A 22,374-nucleotide genomic window follows, 5' to 3' on the forward strand; every position below is an offset into this window, starting at 1 on the left:
GCCGAGAAAATCGGGCCAAGAACCACGGGGACATGACATGACGGATATAACCACGGGCACCTACAGCGACCCAGATCAAACGCCGCCACTGGCGCAGGCTGTGCCACTCGGCCTGCAGCATGTGCTGGCGATGTTTGCCTCGAACGTAACGCCATCGATCATCGTGGCCGGGGCGGCGGGTCTCGCCTTTGGTGGAGCCGAACAGGTTTATCTCATTCAGATGGCCATGCTGTTTGCTGGCATCGCGACGCTGTTTCAAACGGTGGGCCTTGGGCCTGTTGGTGCACGCTTGCCGATCATGCAGGGCACCAGCTTTGCCTTTGTCGGGGTTCTGGCCGGGGTGGCAGCAACGCAGGGTCTCAGCGTGGCGCTCAGTGCCTGTATCATCGGCGGCTGCATCCACTTCGTGCTGGGCGCCTTCATCAGACATCTGCGGTGGCTCTTTCCGCCGCTGGTCACCGGGCTGGTGATCCTTGCGATTGGTCTCTACCTCATCCCGGTTGCGATCAAATATGCAGCGGGCGGAGCCGCCCCATTTCAGATGGAGGCGGAAAGCTTCGGGTCCCTGATGCATTGGTCGGTGGCCTTGTCGGTTGTGATCGTTGCGCTGGTGCTGAAGTTCTTCACAAAGGGCACACTGTCGAACGCCGCCATTCTTGTTGGTCTTGTGGTGGGATATCTGCTGGCTTTGATGCTCGGCATGGTCAATTTCTCAGCGGTCGCCAATGCAAGCTGGTTCACGGTCATCACACCGCTGCCCTACGGGTTTGAATTCTCTCTGGGCGCTGTGATCGCGGTCACCCTGGTATCTGTCGTGTCCGCGATTGAGACCGTCGGCGATACCTCGGCCACGACCAAGGCAGGCGCGGGGCGCGAAGCGACGGATGAGGAAATCTCCGGCGCCACCTATGCGGACGGTCTGGGCACGGCCATCGCGGGCGTCTTCGGCGGTCTGCCCAACACATCCTTCAGCCAGAACGTCGGCATTGTCGGCATGACCGGGATCATGAGCCGCCATGTGGTGACGATTGGCGCCATTGTTCTGATCCTCTGCGGGCTGGTGCCAAAAATTGGCGCCGTGATCGCCTCCATGCCGCTGCCCGTTCTGGGGGGCGGTGTGATTGTGATGTTCGGGATGGTGGCCGCCGCAGGGCTCAACGTGCTCAGCGAGATTGAGATGAACCGGCGGAACATGGTGATCATCGCCGTGTCCCTCGCCGCCGGTTTGGGCTTGAACTTGGTGCCGACGGCGGTGCAATACCTGCCGGGTGTGGTCAAAACGCTCGCTACGTCGGCCGTTGCGCCCACCGCATTGGTGGCGATTGTTCTCAACCTGGCCCTGCCAGACGAAGTCTGATCACCGCGAGCGCAGATTTATGGGCTGTGGCGCGACGGTCGCCATGGCCGTTCTGTCCCTATGTTGGACCCAACGCAGGACCTGAAAGATGTATGATTTTGCCGTGATGGGCGCGTGGATCGAATTTGCGGTCAGGTGGCTGCATGTGATCACGGGCATCGCCTGGATCGGCTCTTCTTTCTATTTCATCGCGTTGGATCTGGGGCTGCACCGGGATCGCAATCTGGCCAGCGGTGCCGATGGTGAGGAATGGCAGGTCCACGGGGGCGGTTTCTACCACATCCAGAAATACCTCGTCGCGCCTGATCAGATGCCCGGTGATCTCGTGTGGTTCAAATGGGAAAGCTATGCCACCTGGCTCAGCGGCTTTGCTCTGCTGGTTCTCGTCTACTACCTGGGCGCGGAATTCTACCTGATTGACCCCACGGTGGCCGATCTGGCCGTGTGGCAAGCGGTGGGGATCTCGCTGGCGTCACTGGCCTTTGGCTGGGTCGCTTACAACCTGCTGTGTCGGGTGTTTGTGGACGCGAACCAGACCGCGCTGATGGTGGCGCTGTTTGGTGTTTTGGTTGGCATGTCATGGTTTTATACGGCTGTTTTTTCCGGGCGCGCGGCCATGCTGCATCTGGGTGCCTTCACGGCGACGATCATGTCGGCGAATGTCTTCAGGATCATCATCCCCAACCAGAAGATCGTTGTTGCCGATCTGATCGCGGGCCGCACCCCGGATGCAAAATACGGCAAGATCGCCAAGCAGCGCAGCACACACAACAATTACCTGACGCTACCCGTCATTTTCCTGATGCTCAGCAACCATTATCCGCTGTCCTTCGCGACGGAAAATACATGGCTTATTGCCAGTCTGGTGTTTCTGATGGGCGTCACGATCCGGCATTACTTCAACTCACTGCACGCGCGCACCGGAAATCCGCATTGGACATGGGCGGTGACCGCGCTGATTTTTATCCTGATCATGTGGTTGTCGACAGCGCCGCTGCACCAGGGGGAGGAACCGGAGACGGCGCAGGGCGCGGATCTGCGTTTCGTCCAGGCGGAAGGGTTTGAGGAGGTTCAGGACATCGTTCTGGGCCGGTGCTCGATGTGCCACGCTGCGGAACCGGTTTGGGACGGGCTGCATTGGGCGCCGAAGGGCGTGCGGCTGGAAACGGAATATCAGATCGCGCGGCAGGCGCGGGATATCTATCTGCAGGCGGGCATAAGCCATGCCATGCCGCCTGCAAACCTGTCCTATATCGAAGAGGACGAGCGCGCCTTGATTGTGGCGTGGTACCGTGCCGCAACGGGTTCATAAGCTAAACCGCGCCTGAGGTATGAGACGGCGGATGCCATCGGGCAGTGGGCATTTCAAAGCATCCTGATATGCAAATCCGGTTTCAGAATCGGTCGTGAGCATGCTAGACTTAGCGGTATGGCATCTCTCGACCCCAATATAAGCGATACGCGCCCGATCATCCGTCAGTTGGACGAAGGGGCGATCAACCGCATTGCCGCTGGAGAAGTGGTCGAACGGCCCGCATCCGCTGTGAAGGAGCTGATTGAAAACGCTCTCGACGCCGGCGCACATCGCGTCGCCATAGATTATGCCGACGGCGGCAAGACCTTGATCCGCGTCGAGGACGACGGCTGCGGCATGACAGAGGATGATCTGCCGCTCGCCCTGTCCCGTCACGCAACCTCCAAGATCGACGGATCGGACCTGTTGAACATCCACACCTTTGGTTTCCGAGGAGAGGCTTTGCCATCGCTTGGGGCGGTCGGGCGACTGACGATTGCCAGCCGAGCGGAAGGTGCGCAGGGCGTGGAAATTTCCGTCACAGGCGGCAAGGTGTCGGCCAGCAAACCCGCAGCGCTGAACAAGGGCACAACGGTCACTTTACGAGATCTCTTTTACGCCACACCTGCGCGGTTAAAATTTCTGCGCACGGACCGTGCCGAGGCTCAGGCCATCGGAGATGTGGTGAAACGCCTCGCCATGGCGGAACCTTTTGTGCAGTTCATCCTGCGCGACGTGTCGGGTGGCGATCAGGGGCGCGAGGTGTTCCGGGCGGATGCCGAACAGGGCGATCTGTTCAGCGCACTGCACGGTCGGTTGGCGCGGGTTCTGGGCCGTGAGTTTGCGGAGAATGCGCTGGCGATTGACGCTGAACGCGAAGGCCTGCATTTGACGGGCTACGCGGCGCTGCCGACCTACTCGCGCGGGTCCGCCGTGGCGCAATATCTCTTTGTGAACGGGCGTCCGGTTCGGGATAAACTGCTGGTCGGCGCGTTGCGTGGCGCTTACTTTGATTTCCTGAGCCGGGACCGGCATCCCGCCGCCGCCCTTTTTATAGATTGCGATCCGACCCTTGTGGATGTGAACGTGCACCCGGCAAAATCCGAAGTGCGGTTTCGGGATCCGGGTCTTGCACGCGGGCTGATTGTCTCGGCGCTGCGCCATGCGCTGGCTGAGGCCGGACACCGGGCGTCGACGACAGTTGCCAACGCCACATTGGGCGCGATGATCCCTGAACCAACCGGCGCGCGCGTGTATCAGATGGACCGTCGCCCGGCGCCGCCGACAACTGCGAGTTTTCAGGAAACAAAGCCGGTTTGGGGGCGGGTTGAAGCTGCCGAATCTCAGGATGCGCCCGAACCTGTTGAGGACCAGGATTATCCCTTGGGCACAGCACGCGGGCAGGTGCATGAGAATTACATCATCGCGCAGACCGCCAATGGCATGGTCATCGTTGACCAGCATGCCGCACATGAACGCCTGGTTTATGAGAAACTGAAACAACAAATGGCGAAAAATGGCGTCGCCCGTCAGGTGCTGCTGATCCCCGAGATTGTCGAGCTTTCTGCGGGGGATTGTGCGCGCGTGATGGATATTGCGCAGGACCTTGAAAAATTTGGTTTAGGGATTGAACCATTTGGTGGGAGAGCCATTGCCGTACGCGAAACTCCGGCGATTCTGGGTCAGGTTGATGCCAAAGCCATGGTGCTTGATATCCTGGATGAGCTTGCGGATCAGAGTAGCAGCACCATGGTACAGGCCCGTGTCGAGGCGATCCTCAGTCGGGTCGCCTGCCATGGCTCCATCCGGTCCGGTCGTCGGATGCGCGCGGAGGAAATGAACGCATTGCTGCGCGAGATGGAGGCAACGCCGCATTCTGGTCAGTGCAACCACGGGCGCCCCACCTATGTCGATCTGAAGCTAAGCGACATTGAAAGGCTGTTTGGCCGCAAATGATTGAAATTGCTGGACAACTCTATGCGCTGGACGACCCGCTGGTGATGGTGACCGTCGCTGCGGCCCTCGCGTTGCTGGTAATCATCTGCCTACTGATCATAGCGGTGCGTGCGACTGCGCGCAGTGCCCAGGTAACCGCGCCACTGGCGCAGCAGATCGGCGTGTTGGGCCAGCACGTTCAGCAACTGGGGGCGGGTCAGGAACAACTACGTGGGGGTCTGCAGACCGTTTCGGACACACAGGCGACCGCGCAGACACAGGTGATCCAGACCGTTGAAGCCCGGCTGGCGACGGTACAGCAGCAAATGCAGGACCGTCTCGCTGATAACGCGCTGCGGTCGGCCAGATCGCTCTCTGATTTGCAGGAGCGTATGAAGGAAACGCTGCATGGCTCTTCCAAGCAAACCACCACATCGCTCACGCAATTGCAGGAACGGCTGGCCGCGATTGACAAGGCGCAGGACAACATCACCAAACTTTCCGGCGATGTGTTGTCGCTGCAGGACATCCTGAGCAACAAGCAGACACGCGGCGCTTTCGGGGAAATCCAGCTGCATGACATCGTGTCCAAGGCCCTGCCAAAGGACAGTTTTGCGCTGCAGCACACGCTGAGCAACGGCAAACGCGCGGATTGTCTGATCCACCTGCCAAACCCACCGGGGCCGATTGTCATCGACAGCAAATTTCCGTTGGAGGCCTATGAAGCGCTCCGGGTTGCCGACACGGATTGGGAGCTGAAAGAGGCGGTGGCAAAGATGAAGATCGCTGTCACCAAACACATCAATGACATCTCTGATAAGTACATCATTGATGGGGAAACGGCGGATGGGGCGCTGATGTTTTTGCCCTCGGAAGCGGTCTATGCGGAGTTACACGCGAATTTCCCGGATCTGGTGCGCAAAGGGTTTGACGCGCGGGTCTGGATTGTGTCGCCGACGACCTGCATGGCGACGCTCAATACGATGCGCGCGATCCTCAAAGATGCGCGCATGCGGGAACAGGCGGGCGCCATCCGGTCAGAGCTGTCAAAACTGGTCGCAGATGTGGATCGTCTGGGCACCCGTGTCGGCAATCTGGACCGCCATTTTTCGCAGGCCTCAAAAGACATCGAAGAGATCAAGATCAGCGCCGACAAGGCGGGTAAACGGGCACATCGGCTGGATAACTTTGATTTTGAAGAACTGTCGCCCGATGAGGCGGGTAACGTCGTTCCGCTCGCAAAACCAGAGAGTTAGCCTAGGTCGGGGCGACCCGACCTCAGGCGCAGGCGGCCATGATACCGCGCAACTCGGCCAGACCGCGCATCCGACCAATCAGTGGGTATCCTGGCATGCTGTCTGCCTCCCGGTCATAGAGCAGCTCCTGACCGTGATCGGGCCGCATGGGAATTTGCCAGTCGGTCCGACCCTCCGCCGCGCGGCGCTTTTCCTCTGCGATCAGTGCCCGGATGGTAGCCACCATATCGGTATCCCCTTCCAGATGGGCGGCCTCGAAAAAGTCCGGGCGGGTCGGGTCGCCGTTGGTCAGCCGTTTCGTATTGCGCAGATGGGCAAAGTGAATGCGCGGCCCGAGCTGGTCCACAAAACCTGCCGCATCGAAATCCGCGCTGACGCCCAATGATCCGGTGCAGAGCGTGGCGCCATTGGCGGGCAGGTCCACGGCGTCCAGCACATGCACATAGTCTTGTGTGTTGGACATCACGCGCGGCAACCCCAACAAGCCGAAGGGTGGATCATCCGGGTGGCAGCAGAGCCGCATACCAAGGCGTTCGGCAACGGGCGCAACCTCAGACAGGAAATCGATCAGATTGGCGCGCAGCCTGTCCGGGTTAATGCCATCGTAGGTCTTCAGCAGCGCAGAGATATCGGCTAGAGACCATGTGTCATTGGCGCCGGGCAGTCCCGCGATGATGTTCTGTTGCAGCGCCAGGCGCTCGTCATCGCTCATGTTTTGGTATAGTGCGCGTGCCGTCTGGCGCTGATCTGCCGAGTAATCGTCGTGGGCGTTTGGGCGTGCCAGGATGTGCAAATCAAAGGCGGCGAAATCCATCAGGCTAAACAGCATCGCGGTGCCGCCATGCGGTTGTGGCGCGCGCAGGCTGGTGCGCGTCCAGTCGAGAATTGGCATGAAATTATAGCAGACCGTTTTGATACCATGTCGCGCCAGCGCTTCCAGACTGGCTTTATAGGCACCCAGATGCTCCGCCATCCCCGCGCTTTGGGTCTTTATGACCTCGGATACCGGCAGGCTCTCCACCACGTCCCAGTTGAAACCCGCGTCTGTCAGCAGGGATTGGCGGCGTTCGATCTCCTCATCGGACCAGACGTCACCCGGCAGGATGTGATGCAGGGCGCTGACGATCCCTTCGACACCCACCTGATGCAGGTCCTCCAGGGCCACTTTGTCATGTGGTCCGAACCAGCGCCAACATTGTTTCATGGCTGCCATCCTTCATAGAGTGGGTGCGTTTTTGCCAGCGGCAGATGCACGCGGTGACCGCTGCGGGCGGCTTCATAAATCGCTGTGACCAGTTCAACAGAGGCGGCGCCTTCCTCAAGTGTGACTGCATTGCTTTCCTGCCCTGCCAGTGTGTCAGAAATGGCCGCCAAAAACCCTTCAAAACCGATAGGTTCATCGGCCAGCTGGGCAAGCAGCGTATCAACTCTTGGCTGATCTGCCGCGTCCCGCGCGGTGAAGGTCCAATGCCCGGCACCGGGAGCATAGGGCTCGGATGCAGAGGTCGCGGTGAGCTTCTCAAAAACCAGACGGATGCGCGTTTCATCTGTCGCCGCCCCCAGGGTGATGCCGCTGGTGCAGAGCGCGCCATTCGTCATCTGAAAGCTGATCGCGGCGCAATCTTCGGTTTCGATGGGGTTCACACGTGTCGCAACCATCGCCGAAAGCGCGGCGACAGGTCCCATGAAATGCGTCATCAGATCGTGATTGTGGATGGCGTGCCCCAAGACCGCGCCGCCTTGTTCACCCGCCCAGGTCCCGCGCCAGGGGACCGCGTAGTAGTCCGCGCCCCGGGACCAGTGCGTTTCAATCGCCGCTACCTGCGGTTTGCCAGCAAGACCTGCGGCGATCAGACCCCGCAACTGTGCCAGCGCCGGGCCCCACCGATACTGAAAAACCGGGAACACCTCTTTGCTGTTCTGCGCCGCGGCCTGCCTGATCTTGTCGACGTCCGACATCGACGTGGCGAGTGGTTTTTCGCAAATCACATGTTTGCCCGCTGCTAGCGCCTCGAGCGTCACTGGCACGTGCAGATGCGGTGGCAGGCAGATATCGATGATATCGATTTCCGGGTTGTCCAGCGCCGCCTGCACGTCCGGCGCAACCACAAAGTCATCTGTGTCGCGCAGATTTTCGGCACGCGTGCGATCCTGATCCACGATCATGGCGACTTGGAACGCATCTGGCAGCCTGCGATACGCAGCAAGATGCTCGCGCCCGATCCCTGCGCCCAGGATCGCCACGCGGATCATGCAGCACCCTGTTCTGCGATCTCTTGTGCCCGCAAAGCCAGCCCCATCACGGTGAAGCAGTGTTCCTGCGTCATCGCGGTCTCCGCCCGATGCTCGATGTCATAAGCGAGCCGCTCAAAGTAGGGCAGGCCCGCATCGCTCGCGTCGATCTTCTCGCATCTGTCGCCGTTGACCAGCACCAGATGGTCGGTGCCCGCCGCCCCGCCCACATCCACGTATTTACGCAGCTCGATATATCCTTCGGTCCCGAGGATTGTCAGGCGCCCATCGCCCCAGGTCGGCAGGCCATCCGGTGTGTACCAATCGACCCGGATATAGCCCGTAGCCTGGGCGCTGCGCAGGGACAATTCGCCGAAATCCTGCAGCCCCATATCCTGCGGGTTCGCGTGATTGGCCACAAAGGCGTTGGTGACATCCGCAGTGTCCGACCCCGTGAAATGCAGGAACTGGTCAATCTGGTGCGACGCGATGTCGGTCAGAATGCCGCCATACCGTTCCCGTTCAAAAAACCACTTGGGCCTTGTCTCCCGGTTCAGACGATGGGGGCCCAACCCGGCGGTGTGTACGACCCGGCCAATGGCACCATCGGCCACCAGATCGGACGCGCGCGTGACCGCTGGCACCTCGAACCTTTCGGAGAAGTTGATTGACCAGATCCGCCCGGTGTCCGCCACGCAGCGTTTGATTTCCTCCAGTTGCGTGCGGGTGGTGCAGCCGGGTTTGTCAGTCATGACGTCCATGCCTTGCCGCATGGCGCGGGTCGCGAGATCGGCGCGGTCCGCCGGGATAGCAGAGACAAGCGCGAGCCGCGCACCGCAGGCCAGTGCATCTTCCAGACGGTCAAAGCGTTTAAGGCCGGGAAAGCGCTTGGCGAATCCCGCCAGCGTTTCCGGCGTGCCATCGGTCCAGTAACCCAGACATGTCGCGCCGGTGTCCAGCATGTTCTGCGTCATGCCATAGATGTGTCGGTGATCGAGGCCGAGGGCGACAAAAGAGAGGGTCATGCGGAGGCTACCTGTGTTGCGGAACCGGATCTATTGGCGCGTTCCATGGCATCGATCACGCAATGCGCCATCAGGGCGCTGGCCCCGGTTGCGAGCGGCGGGCGATTGGTTGTGAGTGCTTGTGCGAAATCCTCGATCACCGACTGATGCCATTCATGGGTGAAGGCCATCGGGTCGGCTCCGCCGCCGGTGCTGGCCGTTGCGCCAAAGGTCTCGGCCCGCCCGTCCAGATGGGTGAGTGTCAGAACACCGGATGCCAGATGGACGGCGGCTTGGCTGCCTTGGATGCTGATGCTTTCAGCGTCTCCGGGAAAGGCCGCGGTGGTTGCCATCAGCGTGCCCACCGCGCCGTTTTCCATTTCAAACACCGCACCGGTCCAGTCTTCGGCTTCCAACTGGTGCAGTGGGGTCGTGCGCATCATCGCCTGAACCGTTCGAATCGGTCCCAACAGCCAGAGGGCAAGATCCAACGTATGTATGGCTTGATTGATCATCACACCGCCACCATCGCGCGCATAGGTGCCGCGTCCGGGTGCCGCGTAGTAGGACTGGTCGCGCCACCACGGCACGCGAATCTCCACCGTTGCGATTTGCCCGAGCGCTTCGGCATTCAACACCTTTTTCAGCGCGCGGGAGGCTTCTCGGACGCGGTGCTGAAAAACGATGCCCAGGGGGACGTCACGCGCGGCGCATTGTTCAACAATTGCGCGGGCGGCGGGCAGGGTTCGTTCGATGGGTTTTTCCATCAGGATCGGCTTCTTTGCTGCCGTCAGAACATCTACCAGCGATTTCCGTGCATCGGGTGGCGTCGCGATGAGGGCGAAATCAATATCATCCTTTGCGGCGATCTCTTCGACTGAGGCGAAAACGGGTACGCGATGCCCCATCATATCCGACGCCTTGGCGGCGAATTCGGCGGTACGCTGCCGATCCCGGCCCATCACACCGGCCAGGTGCAGACCCATTTCGGAGTGTTTGATCGCCGCAAGATGCGTATCCGCAACCATGCCCAAACCGATCAATGCAATTTTCATATCCACCCCCAATTTGGGCGGAGATTTACAGGAAACGCACGTCAGGCCAAGCAAAAGATGCGCGCCTTGAAAATCATGATATCGTCCCGCAAAACAGGGGCATTCAGGAGTGGTCGCCGTGCATGAGTTAACCGGAGCGGCGGGGTCGCTTTACGACGACATCCGCGATTTGCCCATCGTATCACCACATGGTCATTGTGATCCGGCCTGGTTCGCGACGGATGCCGCTTTTCCGGATCCCGCGGCGTTGTTGGTTGTGCCCGATCACTATGTCTTTCGGATGCTCTACTCGCAGGGCGTATCCCTTGCGGATCTGGGCATTGGGGTCCCGGGACAGATTGCCGAGCCGCGCGGCATTTTTCGACTTTTCGCGCGGCATTGGCATCTGTTTCTGGGCACGCCGTCGCATTTCTGGATGCGCTATGTGCTCACACAGACATTGGGAATCAACACGAAATTGTCCGAAGCGACAGCGGATCGGGTCTATGACCAGATCGCGGAAAAGCTGGCGCAGCCCGCGTTTCGCCCCCGAGCCCTGTTTGACCGCTTTGGCATCGAGGTTCTGGCGACAACAGATGGTGCGCTGGATGATCTAGCGCATCATCAAGCCATTGCCGATGGCGATTGGTCCGGACGGGTCATTCCAACCTTCCGGCCAGATGGTGTGCTTGACCCTGCCGATCCCGCTTTTCTGCGCAATGTCGAGACACTCGGCGTCCTGACCGGGACGGATACCGGCAGCTTTCCGGGGTACCTGAGCGCCCTGCGCCAGCGCCGTGCGTTTTTCAAAGCCATGGGGGCGACGGCGACAGATCACGCCATCGAAGAGATCCATACCGAATGGCTGGACGATCCCGACACGATGTTCCAGCGGTTGCAACGGGGCACGGGATCACCGGCGGATGCGAAGGCGTTTTACGGGCACATGTTGATCGAAATGGCGCAGATGTCCGTCGAGGACGGGCTGGTCATGCAGATCCACGGTGGCAGCAGGCGCAACACAAATCACGCGGTGCTGGAGGCATTCGGTCGCGACAAAGGGGCCGATATTCCGATTGCGGTGGATTGGGTGCGCGGGCTGGAAGCGCTGCTGAACCGGGTCGGGAACACACCGGACTTCACGCTTTTGCTGTTTACGCTGGACGAGACGACCTATGCGCGCGAACTGGCCCCGATGGCCGGGCACTGGCCGTGTCTGCGCATCGGACCGCCCTGGTGGTTTCATGACAGCGCCGCAGGCATTGCGCGCTATTTCGATCAGGTCGTGGAGACGGCAGGGTACCACAATCTTGCCGGTTTCAACGATGACACGCGGGCGTTTTTGTCTATCCCGGCGCGGCATGATATGTGGCGCCGTGGGGTCGCGCTGCACCTGGAACAGCAGGTCAGGCGCGGTGTTTTCGATCTGTCGGATGCGCGGACGCTCGCCCCTTTGTTGGCCACGGACCTTGCACGCAAAGCCTATAGGTTGGGATCATGAACCATCGCATTTTGCACATCGGTGTTGGCAATTTCTGCCGCGCGCATCTGGCGGACTACACGCAGGATGCGGGCGGCTGGTCCGTGACCGGGGTCAGCTTGCGGTCGGCTGGCGTGCGCAATGGGTTGCGGGCGCAGCACTATGACTACGGCCTTGCGATCCAGGGCCAGGGCGTCAAGCCGATCACCGTCTTTGATGAGGTTCTGGTGGCTCCCGAAGACCCGCAGGCGGTTTTGAAGCAGATTGCCTCCCCTGATGTTTACCTCATTTCGATCACGGTGACCGAAAAAGGCTATCATCTCACGGCGGACAACCAACTTGACGTTGCGGACCCGTTGATTGCAAGCGATCTGGCCGGAAAAACACTGCGCACGGTCATTGGCTTTCTGGCCTATGGGTTGGCGGCACGGCACACCCCGGTGACTGTTTTGAGTTGCGACAATCGCGTGTCAAACGGCGATGTGTTGGAGGCCGCGGTCGTGGCGTTTGCTCAGGCTGCAGGGCTGCCGTTGGATCTGTCCCAGATCACCTTTCCCAACAGCATGGTGGACCGTATCACACCCGCGACAACGCAGGATTTGCGCGCGTTGACGGGTGACGCGATGGCCGTGCCCACGGAGCCCTTTCGCGAATGGGTGATCGAGGATCGCTTTGCCGCGCCGCGCCCTGATTGGCCGGACGTGCAGTTCGCGCAGGATGTGGCCCCGCATGAGACGCGCAAGCTCAGGATGCTGAACGCGGCGCATTCGATGCTGGCCTATGCTGGCACCTTGGCCGGTCACACCTATGTGCATGAGGCGGTCGTCGATCCCGGCTTGCGCGAAAATGCGCGGGCGCTGATGATGGAAGCCGCGCAAACGCTGACACCGGAAATGCAGGAGATTGCGCCCGATTATGCGGATGCGCTGATTGCGCGTTTCGACAATCCGCACATCAACCACAGCCTGCGGCAGATCGCGATGGATGGGACGCAAAAGCTGCCCTACCGGATGCTGGACAGTATTCGCGCCCTGAAATCCATGGGCCAGCCTGCGCCCGTCCTGTCGGACGGCGTACGGTCCTGGATCCGGTTTTGCCGCCATGAGGTGGGTGCGGGCCGTCTGTTGCAAGACCCGATGGGGGACAAGGTTGCCCATATCATTGGCGCAGGCGCCGCGGACGACGCGCTGTTGGCGTTGATGGGCGCGCAGGATCTCGCAACGCCTATTCTGGAATAATCGCACCGCGATGCTGTACAACTCTGGCCGCACAATCGTGACCCGCGCGCAGTGCATCAGCTTGCGATTGGCCAGACAGTAGCGCGCCGAGATATCCGCCGTTGAAACTGTCGCCTGCCGCCGTTGTGTCGACGACTTTTGCGGCAGGGTTGTAGGCCTGATCGACGGCTTCGCCGAGCGACAATGGCCCCTGCGCACCGCGTTTCAACGCGCCTTGCGTGGAAAGTGCCAGAAAACGGGCTGCAACCTGATCCTCGGTTTCCCCAAAGAGATCCATTTCGTCGTCGATGGATGGCAGGGCAATATTCGCCTGGCTCCAGAGCCTGCGGGTCACCTCCTGCGCCACTTGCACGTCTTCCCAAAGTCGCGGGCGATAGTTGCTGTCATATGCCACCTGCGCCTTTTTCTGTGCCAACCAGTCGATCAGCGCCAGCCGCACCGCCTGGGGCAGGATCGCCATGGTGATGCCGGAGAGGTAAACCACGTCGTAGTCCGCCAGAGGGGAGAAATCGAATGTGCCATCCACCTGAAACATCTGGCGTGCCGCCGAAGCGCTCCGCCAATAAGTAAAGGCGCGCTCACCTGTGTCATTTGTCGTGATCGCATAAAGACCCGGTGATTTCCCGGCGATGGCTTTGATGTTCCCGCACCCAATATTCTGCGCCGCGATGAACTCCGTGATCTGTGCAGAGAAGGGATCATCGCCGACGCAGGTGACATAATCGACCATCAATTCCGGGGCAGCACGCTTGAGATAAATCGCGGTATTGAGCGTATCGCCCGCCACGCCAATTTGCGCCGCTGTCCCTTGCATGGACAGCTCTATCATCGCTTCGCCAACACAGGCCACACGCATTATCGTTGCTCCCTTTTCCAGATGATCAGGCCCGAGATGACGATGATCATTGCCCCGATGACCGTCCACTGATCCGGCAGGTGTTGAAAGACCAGATAGCTCAGGACAGACAGGTAAATCATGAATGAATAGGTGTAAGGCATCAGGGTGTTGGCCGAGCCGAACCGATGCGCATTCGTCAGCAGTTGGTGACCGGCCCAGCCAAAGACGCCAAGCCCGATCAGGATCATCCAATCCATCGGGGTGTCCGGCCATTTCCAGGCCCAAAGCGCCAGCGGCAACATCACCGCCGTCCCCAGCGCACCCATGTAAAACTGCATTGTCTCGGTGGCGACGACACCAGCCAGCCTGCGCGTCATGATCGAATAGAGCGCGAGGCTCAGCGAGTTCAGAAGCGGCAGGATCATCGCGATATGAAAGGCTTCGCCAAAAGGGCGGATCACGACGAGCACACCGGCAAACCCCAACAGAATGGCAAACCAGCGCCATGGGCCGACATGCTCGCCCAGCAGCGGCCCGGACAGCGCGCAGACGATCACGGGGCTGGAAAACATGATGGCGGCTGTGACCGTCAGCGGCAGGAAGTTCAGCGCATAGAAATTCGACAGTGTGGCCATCACCAGCAGCATCGCACGGCTCAGCACCTGCCACATATGCACGGTCTGAAAGCGATCCCGCGCGATGCCCCCCTTGGCGATCACGGCGACCGAGATCACGAAGTGCCCGGCATAGCGTATGAAGGCCAGTTGGAAGGCCGGAAATCCCAGGATCACCAGCCATTTTGCACTGGTGTCAACGAAGGCAAAGAGCAGCCACGCCCCCAGCATGAGCATGATGCCGAAATGAGGGCGGTCCTCTAACAGGCCCGCGCTGACGGCCATGCTACTTGCCCATTTTCTGGACGTAGAAATCGATCATCTGGCTGACCATGTGATCGCCGAACCCAGTGTCCGTTGCTTCGCGCAGGGCAGAGAGCGCGCATTTGGACATGATGCTTTCGACGCCTGCCTCATCTGCCATGCGGGCATAGTATCCCACGTCCTTTGCCGCGTTTCGGATAGCAAAAGCCAATTGGTTGGGGTCGCCGTCCAGCCCGTAGCCTTTGACGAAATCCATCATGCCCGAATGCAGAGGACCTGCGGACATCACATCGTAAAGCTGTTTGCGGTCGATGCCGGCCACATCCGCCATGGCAAAGGCCTCGGCCATGGCGTTTGCAACGGTCATCCCGAAGAAGTTGTTGATTAGCTTGATAGTATGCCCGGACCCGGAGGCCCCGAGGTGAAAGACGTTTTCGCCCAGATCCTTGAGCACCGGCTCAACCGCGTCAAAGGCGGCTTTGTCCCCCGCCGCCATGATGTTGAGTAGCCCGTCCTTGGCGTGTGAGGGCGTGCGGCCCAGGGGCGCATCCAGATAACTGCCGCCCGCTGCGGCAACCTCTTCGCTCAGGCTGCGGGTGCTGCCGGGCAGGGAGGTGCCGAAATCAATGACCGTGGCCCCGTCGCGCAGCCCGGCAATGAGGCCGTCCGGGCCGCGCATGCGTCCCTCGACGCTGTCGCTGGTGTCCATACACAGCATGACGATATCGCTGGCGGCGGCCACATCACGGGCGGTGGCCACTTCGGTCGCGCCGCGCGCCACGGCGGCATCAACGTTCGGGCGCGAGCGGTTCGCCGTGACCGTCAGCGCGTAACCCTTGTCCTGCAGGCGCCCAACCATGGCTGCGCCCATCAGGCCGAGGCCGATAAATCCGATTGTGGGGTGTGTCATTTGCTGTCCTTTTCGCCTGCGCGGTTATGTGATGGTATCGAAGGCCCGTTTCTTCAGGCCCTTTTGAATTTCATAGATGGAGATCGGCACGTCCGGTTGCGGCTGTGGAATGCGCACCGGGATATCTTTGAGGCGCGGGTTCAGGGTGCTTTTGCCGCAGAGCATCCGCGTGTCATAGTCCTTGATCCCGTCCCATTTTGTCATCGACCCCATGATCGGGAAAGCATCCGCCGCCATCATCTCATAAAACAGAATGCGCCGTGGCCGGTCGGAAGTGTTGAGCGCGGAGCCGTGCACGATGCGCCCGTGGTGGATGCTGATCGATCCCGCCGGTCCGGTCAGCTGCACCGCATCCGCCGGGTTCAGCCCGTTTTCTTCCGGCAGCATGGCACCGGCAAACACACCATCCACGTGGTGATCGAACACCGGGCCCCTGTGCGAGCCGGGATAGACCATCAGCGGACCATTCTCCGCCGCCATATCGTCAATCAAAACGCCGATGGCGAGGATGTCGTCGTTGGTATGTGGGTAAAACGCGTAGTCCTGATGCCATTCGACGGCAGCGCCGTAGCCTGCTGACTTCATGTTGAGTTTGGTTGTGTGCAGGCGCAAATCCAGCCCGATCAGATCGCGCGCGGGCGCCAGGATGTGATCTGAATACATCAGCTCCCGCATGACATCCGACGTGGTGTGCGGCAGTTTGATCCGCCGCAGGCGTGGCGCATCAGGGGTGTGGCTGTCTTCGAGGTCGAGGCGGTCATTGCTTGCGGTCATGCCGCGCGCTTCCTGTTCGAATCGGGCGATTTCCGCGTGGATACGCGACAGCCATTCCGCAGGCACCTGGTTTTCCAGCACCAGGTAGCCTTGCTCCTCATAGCGTGCGATCTGGTCTGCTGAGAGCGTTTCAGGCATTGGCCACGCCTTCCAATTGCGGGGTCAGCTGCGCTTCGATCTCCAATGCGGTGGCCAGTGTCCGGGTCGCATCGGCGACGTCGATCAGCGGGGTGGCCCCGTCCATCACGTCGATAAAGTGATCCAACTGCGCGTCCAGCGGTGCCCTGTCATTTTCGAGGATGTCGAGCGGCATCGGCACTGCGGGTCGCGCCCAATCCTCGCCCTGCCAGAGCGTCATGGAGGGAAAGCTGATCGCGCCTTTTGTGCCTATGATCCACATCATGTCCTGATGCGTGGTCCCGATGTTGGGGTTCTCCCCGGTGCCTGCTTCAAATCCCCAGGGGCTGGGGGAGGTGTCGGCAAAACTGATGGTTCCGGTGGCCCCATTGGCAAATGCCAGCGCGATCGCACCGCTTTCGATCCGCGCGGTGCCACGCAGACCACTGCCACGCAGTGCTGTTGTCGTGGCAATCTCTCCGATTACAAAGCGCAAGAGATCGATGTCATGCACCAGATTGATCATCACCGGGCTGCCGCCCGCGGTGCGCCAATTGCCCTCGAAATAGGTATCCGGCTTGCGCATGGCCCAGATCAGATTGGCGCAGACGGGCGTGCCGATGCCACCGTCAGAGATCAGTTTTTTCAACTGCTGGACCGGGCGGTGATAGCGCCGGTGATGGCCGACAAGCGAGCCGACCCCCGAATTGGCAATCGCGGCACCAAGCGCGCGGGCACCAGCGAGATCAGTCGCGACCGGCTTTTCAATCAGCATGTGCCACCCGCGTTCCGCCGCATAAATCCCATGTTGCGCGTGCAGCCCCGTTGGCGTTGCGATGATCACCCCATCCACGTCGCCTGCGACCTCCGACATGTCCCGGTAGCGGGTCAGATCGGGCGCAATCGACATATCGGGATCGACCAGGCCAGCGAGTTCGCAGCCCGGATGGGCCTGAATGGCCGCAACATGGCGGATGCCGATCAGCCCGCCGCCGACAACCAGAATGCGTTTCACATCACCGCCCCGATTTGCCAGGGCACGAATTCATAATCGCCCAAGCCCTGCGCCTCGGATTTGGTGGCAGCACCGCTGGCGACGCGCAGGAACATGTCGTAGATTTCGCGCCCTTTCTCTTCGACACTCACGCCTTCGGTCAGGATCGTGCCCGCGTCGACGTCCATATCCTCATGCATGCGTTTGGCCATGGCCGAATTGGTGGCCACTTTGATCGTGGGGCTTGGTTTTGACCCAAAAGCCGAGCCGCGCCCGGTGGTAAAACAGACCAGATTGCAGCCGCCCGCGATCTGCCCCGTTACGCTGGCGGGGTCATAGCCGGGGCTGTCCATGAAGGTGAATCCGCGGGCCGTCACAGGCTCGGCGTATTTGTAGACACCCATCAACGGGCTGGTGCCGCCCTTGGCCGCGGCCCCCAGCGATTTTTCCAGAATGGTGGTCAGGCCACCCGTCTTGTTTCCGGGGGAGGGATTGTTGTCCATCGATCCCTTGTTGCGGGCGGTGTAATCCTCCCACCACCTGATCAGACCCACCAGCTTTTCGCCTGTGACCTGATCGGTCGCGCGCCGTGTCAGCAGATGTTCCGCGCCATAAATCTCGGGCGTTTCGGCCAGAACACCGGTGCCGCCCTGGGCCGCGAGCAGGTCACAGGCATATCCAAGGGCCGGGTTGGCGGTGATGCCGGACCACGCGTCAGAGCCCCCACACTGCAGCGCAACCTTCAATTCCGAGGCCGGGCAGGGCGTGCGCGTTGCGGCATTGGCGATGGGCAACATGGCCTCGATCTTCTTGATCCCCAATGCAACGGTTTTGCGCAGACCGGCGACGGACTGGATGTTCATCACCTGAAACGTAGGGCCCTGGCTGAGCCCATAGGCCTCCAGCAGCCAGTCGATCTGGTTCATTTCGCAGCCCAAACCCACCATCAGGACGCCCGCGTGGTTGGGATGGCGCGCGTAGCCCCACATGACCCGTTGCAAGGCCTCAAACCCGTCGCCGCTGTCGGCCATGCCGCAGCCGGTGCCATGCACAAAGGCCGCGATACCATCCACATTCGGATAGTCGGCGAGCACTTCAGGTGTGAAGTGGCTGGCGATCATCCGTGCCGCCGTGGCCGAACAGTTCACCGAGGTGACGATGGCAATGTAGTTACGGGTACCAACCTGCCCATTCTCGCGGCGGTATCCCATAAAGGTATCATGTGCCGCCTCTGGCACGGGTGCCACGGGGCGCAGGTCGGTGGAGAATTCGTAGTCGGCTTGCGTATTGCGGAATTCAACGTTTTGCGTGTGCACATGGTCACCCGCCGCAATGTCCTGGGCCGCATATCCGATGATCTGCGCATATTTGCGGATGGGTTGGCCGCGCGCGATGGCGCAGGTTGCGATCTTGTGACCGGAGGGGATCAGCGCGCGGGTGGTGGCTTCTTCGATCTCGACACCAACCTCAAGCGCACGGGTGGCGGTGACGACATTGTCGACGGGGTCTAGGCGCACGGTGTCCATGGTCTCTCCTCAGGCGCAGAACGGCGCATCGCTTTGCCAGCGATGAATGGGAATATGGGGTTGCCGCGCAAGCGTGTTGCGCGCGTCATGCCACATCTGCCGCCAAAGACGCCAGTCGGTCAAGACCGCGCCGGGATCATCCGTGCTGCGCGCCACGAATTCAGGGAAATGCGCCCGCCCGGTAGGCTGGCCCGTCACGTTGTAGCGCAGATCGAAAGACCAGCGGAAATCATCTGTGCCATTGGGCAGCGAGGCATGCGGGGTCAGCGGGTGTAAAAGTAAAATGCCACCTGCACGAACGGGCAGCGGCCTCGCCCGCGCCGCATCAATGAAATCATCGGCGATGGCTGTTTGTGTTTTGGGACAATGCGGCAGCATCTGATCATGCGCTTTGGGGACTACTTGCAAACAGCCGTTTTCAAGGGTTGCGTCGGTCATTGCGATCCAGACGGTGATCATATCGGTTCTGTCGGCATCCTCATGGCCAACGCCGCGATCCTGATGCCAATCCGTCTGGGTGATGTGAGCGCGGATCTCATTGTCTTTCAATGCGGGCGCGGGGGGTTTGATCCGAAGATGCTGGATCGGGTTCGAGGTGATCTCGGGGCCAATCAGGCTTTGCACCACATCCAGTATCTGCGGACAGGTGACCAGATCAAAAACCGCTGGGCCGAAGTGCATCGGCGTATCTGCGTGGATGATATCGCCCGGCAGCGAAATATCCATCGGCTGAAACCAATCGCACCCGGCCTCATAGGCGCACCGCAATTTTTGCCAGAAATCCATGGTGTCATCAGGCGCGGGCAACAGCCCCTGTTTGGCCCATGTCGCATAGAGACTGTTCAACAGCGCTTCGTATTCCTCTGCGATTTGCGCGCGCAGCTCAGACGGCACCACGTCTTCGACGACAAGGAAACCCTGACGTTCGAAAGAGGCGATTTGCGCAGCGCTGAGCATGGGGCATTCCCAGTGGTTAGGGCAGAAGCAATGAAACGATGGGTGGCCAGATCAGCAAGACCGACAGAGCACAAAGCTGGATGCCGATGAAGGGCAGGAACCCTTTGAAAATATCGGTCAGGCTGATGTGCGGCGGTGCCACGGACTTCAGATAAAACGCGGCGGGTCCAAAGGGCGGGCTGAGGAAACTCACCTGCATGTTCATACAGAAGACCACCCCGAACCAGATCGCCACGTGGCGCGGATTGAGTTCACCAAACACACCGATTTCCTCGATCGGCAGGCGCTGCACGATCGGCAGGAACACCGGGATAATCAGCAGAACGATACCCACCCAATCCATGAAGGCGCCCATGAAGAGCAGGATCAGCATCATCGCAAGGATGATTCCCATGGTTGGCAGGTCTGACCCCACGATGAAATCGGCGACGTAAACCGGGCCACCTGCGATGGTGTAGGCGCCTGCGAGGGCCGCGGCCCCGATGGTCACCCAGATGATTGTGCCGGTGGATTTCAGGGTGCGCATCAGGCTGTCCCAGACCAGATCGAAAGAGGCCTCGCCACGGCAGATGGCGATGACCAGCACGGCGAGCGCGCCCATACCTGCAGCCTCGGTAATGCCGGTGATGCCGCCATAGATTGATCCCATGACAACGCCAATGACGACGATGGGCGGGACGAGGCCCTTGCCCATGGACCAGCCCGTTGCGGTGCGCTCACGGCCCAGGACGCCGAACATCATGCCGAAGGACAGCAGCACCGCGCCGCCGAACCATGGCAGCCAGTCGGCGGTGCCATAGGCGATGGCCGCCCCGGTGTTCGACGCATTCTGGCCGGACAGTTCGAAAAACAGCGCGCGCAGGAACAGCGCCGTGCCGAAGCCTGCTATCAGGACGCAGAGAAAGGCGAGAAAGAGTTTGGCCTTTTCCATGCCGTAGGGTTCACCTTCAACCGGATCGGGCAGCGGCGCGTCCTGCGGGCGCAGCTGCGTGCGGATGATGATGTAGAGGATGATGAAACTCGCCAGCATGAAACCCGGCAGGAAGGAGGCGGTGAAGAGCGCCTTGATCGAGGTCTCGGTGATCAGCCCGTAGATGATCAGCACGATGGAGGGCGGGATCATGGTGCCCAGCGAGCCGGAGGCGCAGATCGTACCGATGGCGAGGTTCTGACTGTAGCCCAGTCGCAGCATTTGCGGCAGCGCGATCAGGCCCAGCAACACGACCTCACCGCCAATGATGCCGGACATCGCCGCCATAATGACGGCCATGATCGAGGTGACGATGGCGATGCCGCCGCGGGTCCGGTTGAGCCAGACGTTCAGCGAGGAATACATATCCTTGGCGATGCCGGACCGTTCCAGAAGGGCCGCCATGAAAATAAAGAGCGGGATGGATATGAGGACATAATCCGTTAAGAGCCCGTATATCTTTTGCGCCAGGATGTTCAGCGGCCCCGATCCCGGCCTGCCGGTCAGGATGCCATCGCCGAATGTGAGCGGGTTCATCAGCAGCGTTGGCTCGAACTTCATCACCAGCACCAGCACCGCGAGGATGGCCGAGGCAAACCCCAGCGGCATGCCGATGGCCAGCAGCAGGATCAGGCCCAGCATCAGGACCAGCGAAATTGTACCGATATCCATCAGCTGTTCCTCGGGGTATTTGATTGAATGCTGCCGCGTGTGACGTCCAGGTCGCCGGTCCCGTCGGATCCTACGGCGGCCTTGATGCGCTCCAGCTCGTCGGGGTCGATGTCATCGGCAGCGGAGTGAATGACGGGTTCGGCGTGCCAGTCTGACACCAGATTGACCACCGCCTGAAAGGCCACCAGCACGATCACCAGCAACACCATGGGCTTGAGCGTCGCGGGGATCGGTGGGTCGAAAGCAGTGCCGAAGGTTTCCCAGCGGTAAAATTTGTCGAAGGCCTCACCATATCCGCCATAGACCAGAAAGAAGGCAAAGGTGACGATGAGCAGTGTTGAAATACAGTCGCAGGTGCGCTGCAGCACGCGGGGCAGCATGTCGTAGAGCAGGAAAATGCGGATGTGGCTGCGTTGCTGCATCGCGTAAAGCCCGGCGCAGAGGAACACAAAGCCCGCCAGCCAGAGCGAGAGTTCATTGGCCCATAACGTCGGCGCCTCGAAGACATAGCGCAGGATCACCTCGTAGATCATCACGCAGCAGAGCAGGACGATCAGCATCATGGTCAGCCGACCGATGAAGACGGCCAACCGGTCCAGCGGTTTCCAGCTTTCGAATTCCATGGGGGCGCGGCGGACCGTGCGCACACCGATGTAGCCAAAGATCGGCAGCAAAAGCAGGGCACCCCAGTCGACCATGTCAGCATATCCGCCAAACAGCCCACCCATCCCGGGGGTCACGTCGATGCGCCCAAAAAGCGCGCTGAGCTTGTCATATTGTGAGGGGTCTTCGGGCGGGAACCATGAGAGCGTGAAGGCGGGCAGATGCCAGGTCAACCAAGCCGCGCAGACGATGAAAGCAAGCGGTATGAGCCATTCGATAGGGCTTCCGGATTTTTCCTGCATGAT

Annotated in this window: 18 protein-coding genes and 1 pseudogene; 6 read left to right on the forward strand and 13 right to left on the reverse strand. The window is 60.5% G+C overall.

Annotation, left to right across the window (positions count from 1 at the left end):
* Positions 1 to 37 precede the first annotated feature (37 nt).
* From Q1A20_RS06195 to Q1A20_RS06210, 4 genes are all read left to right on the forward strand, one after another.
* Positions 38 to 1,357 (forward strand): nucleobase:cation symporter-2 family protein, encoded by a 1,320-nt coding sequence (locus Q1A20_RS06195; RefSeq protein ID WP_299916386.1) that lies wholly within the window; start codon positions 38 to 40, stop codon positions 1,355 to 1,357.
* A gap of 88 nt (positions 1,358 to 1,445) precedes the next feature.
* Positions 1,446 to 2,669: a urate hydroxylase PuuD gene (locus tag Q1A20_RS06200; RefSeq protein ID WP_299400883.1), complete on the forward strand. Its 1,224-nt coding sequence runs from the start codon at positions 1,446 to 1,448 to the stop codon at positions 2,667 to 2,669.
* 117 nt (positions 2,670 to 2,786) lie between these two features.
* Positions 2,787 to 4,607 (forward strand): DNA mismatch repair endonuclease MutL, encoded by a 1,821-nt coding sequence (gene mutL / locus Q1A20_RS06205; RefSeq protein WP_299400881.1) that lies wholly within the window; start codon positions 2,787 to 2,789, stop codon positions 4,605 to 4,607.
* Positions 4,604 to 5,842 carry a DNA recombination protein RmuC gene (locus Q1A20_RS06210; protein ID WP_299916388.1) on the forward strand — a complete coding sequence of 413 codons (1,239 nt, stop codon included), beginning with the start codon at positions 4,604 to 4,606 and terminating at the stop codon, positions 5,840 to 5,842. Before mutL ends, Q1A20_RS06210 begins: the two co-directional genes overlap by 4 nt.
* Positions 5,843 to 5,864: 22 nt before the next feature.
* On the opposite strand, the gene uxuA is transcribed toward Q1A20_RS06210, so the two are convergent.
* The 4 genes from uxuA to Q1A20_RS06230 are packed head-to-tail and all read right to left on the reverse strand — an operon-like array spanning position 5,865 to position 10,133.
* Entirely contained in the window at positions 5,865 to 7,046 is a 1,182-nt protein-coding gene (gene uxuA / locus Q1A20_RS06215; RefSeq protein ID WP_299916390.1) for a mannonate dehydratase, read from the reverse strand.
* Complete coding sequence (locus Q1A20_RS06220; protein ID WP_299916392.1) at positions 7,043 to 8,095, reverse strand: Gfo/Idh/MocA family oxidoreductase; 1,053 nt, start codon at positions 8,093 to 8,095, stop codon at positions 7,043 to 7,045. Before Q1A20_RS06220 ends, uxuA begins: the two co-directional genes overlap by 4 nt.
* Entirely contained in the window at positions 8,092 to 9,099 is a 1,008-nt protein-coding gene (locus Q1A20_RS06225) for a Gfo/Idh/MocA family oxidoreductase (RefSeq protein WP_299916394.1), read from the reverse strand. Before Q1A20_RS06225 ends, Q1A20_RS06220 begins: the two co-directional genes overlap by 4 nt.
* On the reverse strand, positions 9,096 to 10,133 hold the full coding sequence (locus Q1A20_RS06230; protein WP_299916396.1) for a Gfo/Idh/MocA family oxidoreductase: 1,038 nt from the start codon (positions 10,131 to 10,133) through the stop codon (positions 9,096 to 9,098). The genes Q1A20_RS06225 and Q1A20_RS06230 overlap by 4 nt, the downstream gene beginning before the upstream one ends.
* 118 nt (positions 10,134 to 10,251) lie before the next feature.
* Between Q1A20_RS06230 and uxaC the strand changes: the two genes are divergently transcribed.
* Together uxaC and Q1A20_RS06240 are read left to right on the forward strand one after the other, a co-directional pair.
* A complete protein-coding gene (uxaC, locus tag Q1A20_RS06235; protein WP_299916398.1) occupies positions 10,252 to 11,613 on the forward strand; it encodes a glucuronate isomerase in 1,362 nt (453 codons plus the stop codon).
* Positions 11,610 to 12,830 (forward strand): mannitol dehydrogenase family protein, encoded by a 1,221-nt coding sequence (locus tag Q1A20_RS06240; RefSeq protein ID WP_299400863.1) that lies wholly within the window; start codon positions 11,610 to 11,612, stop codon positions 12,828 to 12,830. Before uxaC ends, Q1A20_RS06240 begins: the two co-directional genes overlap by 4 nt.
* Here the strand turns inward: Q1A20_RS06240 and Q1A20_RS06245 are convergent.
* The 9 genes and pseudogenes from Q1A20_RS06245 to Q1A20_RS06285 all read right to left on the reverse strand — a co-directional run bounded on the left by Q1A20_RS06245 (position 12,817) and on the right by Q1A20_RS06285 (position 22,371).
* Positions 12,817 to 13,686 (reverse strand): sugar kinase, encoded by an 870-nt coding sequence (locus Q1A20_RS06245; protein WP_299400861.1) that lies wholly within the window; start codon positions 13,684 to 13,686, stop codon positions 12,817 to 12,819. The genes Q1A20_RS06240 and Q1A20_RS06245 overlap by 14 nt on opposite strands.
* A complete protein-coding gene (locus Q1A20_RS06250) occupies positions 13,686 to 14,567 on the reverse strand; it encodes a DMT family transporter (RefSeq protein WP_299916400.1) in 882 nt (293 codons plus the stop codon). The genes Q1A20_RS06245 and Q1A20_RS06250 overlap by 1 nt, the downstream gene beginning before the upstream one ends.
* 1 nt (position 14,568) lies before the next feature.
* Positions 14,569 to 15,462: pseudogene (locus Q1A20_RS06255) on the reverse strand (NAD(P)-dependent oxidoreductase); the annotation flags it as partial.
* 18 nt (positions 15,463 to 15,480) lie between these two features.
* A complete protein-coding gene (locus Q1A20_RS06260) occupies positions 15,481 to 16,368 on the reverse strand; it encodes a phytanoyl-CoA dioxygenase family protein (protein WP_299400857.1) in 888 nt (295 codons plus the stop codon).
* Positions 16,361 to 17,362, reverse strand: a complete 1,002-nt coding sequence (locus Q1A20_RS06265; protein ID WP_299916402.1) for a Gfo/Idh/MocA family oxidoreductase — start codon at positions 17,360 to 17,362, stop codon at positions 16,361 to 16,363. Before Q1A20_RS06265 ends, Q1A20_RS06260 begins: the two co-directional genes overlap by 8 nt.
* Positions 17,359 to 18,867, reverse strand: coding sequence for a UxaA family hydrolase (locus tag Q1A20_RS06270; RefSeq protein ID WP_299916404.1), 1,509 nt, complete (start codon positions 18,865 to 18,867; stop codon positions 17,359 to 17,361). The genes Q1A20_RS06265 and Q1A20_RS06270 overlap by 4 nt, the downstream gene beginning before the upstream one ends.
* 9 nt (positions 18,868 to 18,876) lie before the next feature.
* Positions 18,877 to 19,824, reverse strand: a complete 948-nt coding sequence (locus Q1A20_RS06275) for a phytanoyl-CoA dioxygenase family protein (RefSeq protein ID WP_299916406.1) — start codon at positions 19,822 to 19,824, stop codon at positions 18,877 to 18,879.
* Positions 19,825 to 19,840: 16 nt separating this feature from the next.
* Entirely contained in the window at positions 19,841 to 21,466 is a 1,626-nt protein-coding gene (locus tag Q1A20_RS06280) for a TRAP transporter large permease subunit (RefSeq protein WP_298968387.1), read from the reverse strand.
* Complete coding sequence (locus Q1A20_RS06285; protein WP_299400848.1) at positions 21,466 to 22,371, reverse strand: TRAP transporter small permease subunit; 906 nt, start codon at positions 22,369 to 22,371, stop codon at positions 21,466 to 21,468. Before Q1A20_RS06285 ends, Q1A20_RS06280 begins: the two co-directional genes overlap by 1 nt.
* Positions 22,372 to 22,374 lie beyond the last annotated feature (3 nt).

The organism is uncultured Roseobacter sp., from assembly GCF_947501835.1.
GTDB lineage: Bacteria > Pseudomonadota > Alphaproteobacteria > Rhodobacterales > Rhodobacteraceae > Roseobacter.

Excerpts from the sequence above, each read along its gene's own strand:
- mutL (WP_299400881.1), top strand. The coding sequence starts at position 2,787 with ATGGCATCTCTCGACCCCAATATAAGCGATACGCGCCCGATCATCCGT.
- Q1A20_RS06285 (WP_299400848.1), bottom strand. The coding sequence starts at position 22,371 with ATGCAGGAAAAATCCGGAAGCCCTATCGAATGGCTCATACCGCTTGCT.
- Q1A20_RS06200 (WP_299400883.1), top strand. The coding sequence starts at position 1,446 with ATGTATGATTTTGCCGTGATGGGCGCGTGGATCGAATTTGCGGTCAGG.
- Q1A20_RS06240 (WP_299400863.1), top strand. The coding sequence starts at position 11,610 with ATGAACCATCGCATTTTGCACATCGGTGTTGGCAATTTCTGCCGCGCG.
- uxuA (WP_299916390.1), bottom strand. The coding sequence starts at position 7,046 with ATGAAACAATGTTGGCGCTGGTTCGGACCACATGACAAAGTGGCCCTG.
- Q1A20_RS06245 (WP_299400861.1), bottom strand. The coding sequence starts at position 13,686 with ATGCGTGTGGCCTGTGTTGGCGAAGCGATGATAGAGCTGTCCATGCAA.
- Q1A20_RS06225 (WP_299916394.1), bottom strand. The coding sequence starts at position 9,099 with ATGACCCTCTCTTTTGTCGCCCTCGGCCTCGATCACCGACACATCTAT.
- Q1A20_RS06280 (WP_298968387.1), bottom strand. The coding sequence starts at position 21,466 with ATGGATATCGGTACAATTTCGCTGGTCCTGATGCTGGGCCTGATCCTG.
- Q1A20_RS06250 (WP_299916400.1), bottom strand. The coding sequence starts at position 14,567 with ATGGCCGTCAGCGCGGGCCTGTTAGAGGACCGCCCTCATTTCGGCATC.
- Q1A20_RS06220 (WP_299916392.1), bottom strand. The coding sequence starts at position 8,095 with ATGATCCGCGTGGCGATCCTGGGCGCAGGGATCGGGCGCGAGCATCTT.
- Q1A20_RS06270 (WP_299916404.1), bottom strand. The coding sequence starts at position 18,867 with ATGGACACCGTGCGCCTAGACCCCGTCGACAATGTCGTCACCGCCACC.
- Q1A20_RS06230 (WP_299916396.1), bottom strand. The coding sequence starts at position 10,133 with ATGAAAATTGCATTGATCGGTTTGGGCATGGTTGCGGATACGCATCTT.
- Q1A20_RS06275 (WP_299916406.1), bottom strand. The coding sequence starts at position 19,824 with ATGCTCAGCGCTGCGCAAATCGCCTCTTTCGAACGTCAGGGTTTCCTT.
- Q1A20_RS06210 (WP_299916388.1), top strand. The coding sequence starts at position 4,604 with ATGATTGAAATTGCTGGACAACTCTATGCGCTGGACGACCCGCTGGTG.
- Q1A20_RS06195 (WP_299916386.1), top strand. The coding sequence starts at position 38 with ATGACGGATATAACCACGGGCACCTACAGCGACCCAGATCAAACGCCG.
- Q1A20_RS06260 (WP_299400857.1), bottom strand. The coding sequence starts at position 16,368 with ATGCCTGAAACGCTCTCAGCAGACCAGATCGCACGCTATGAGGAGCAA.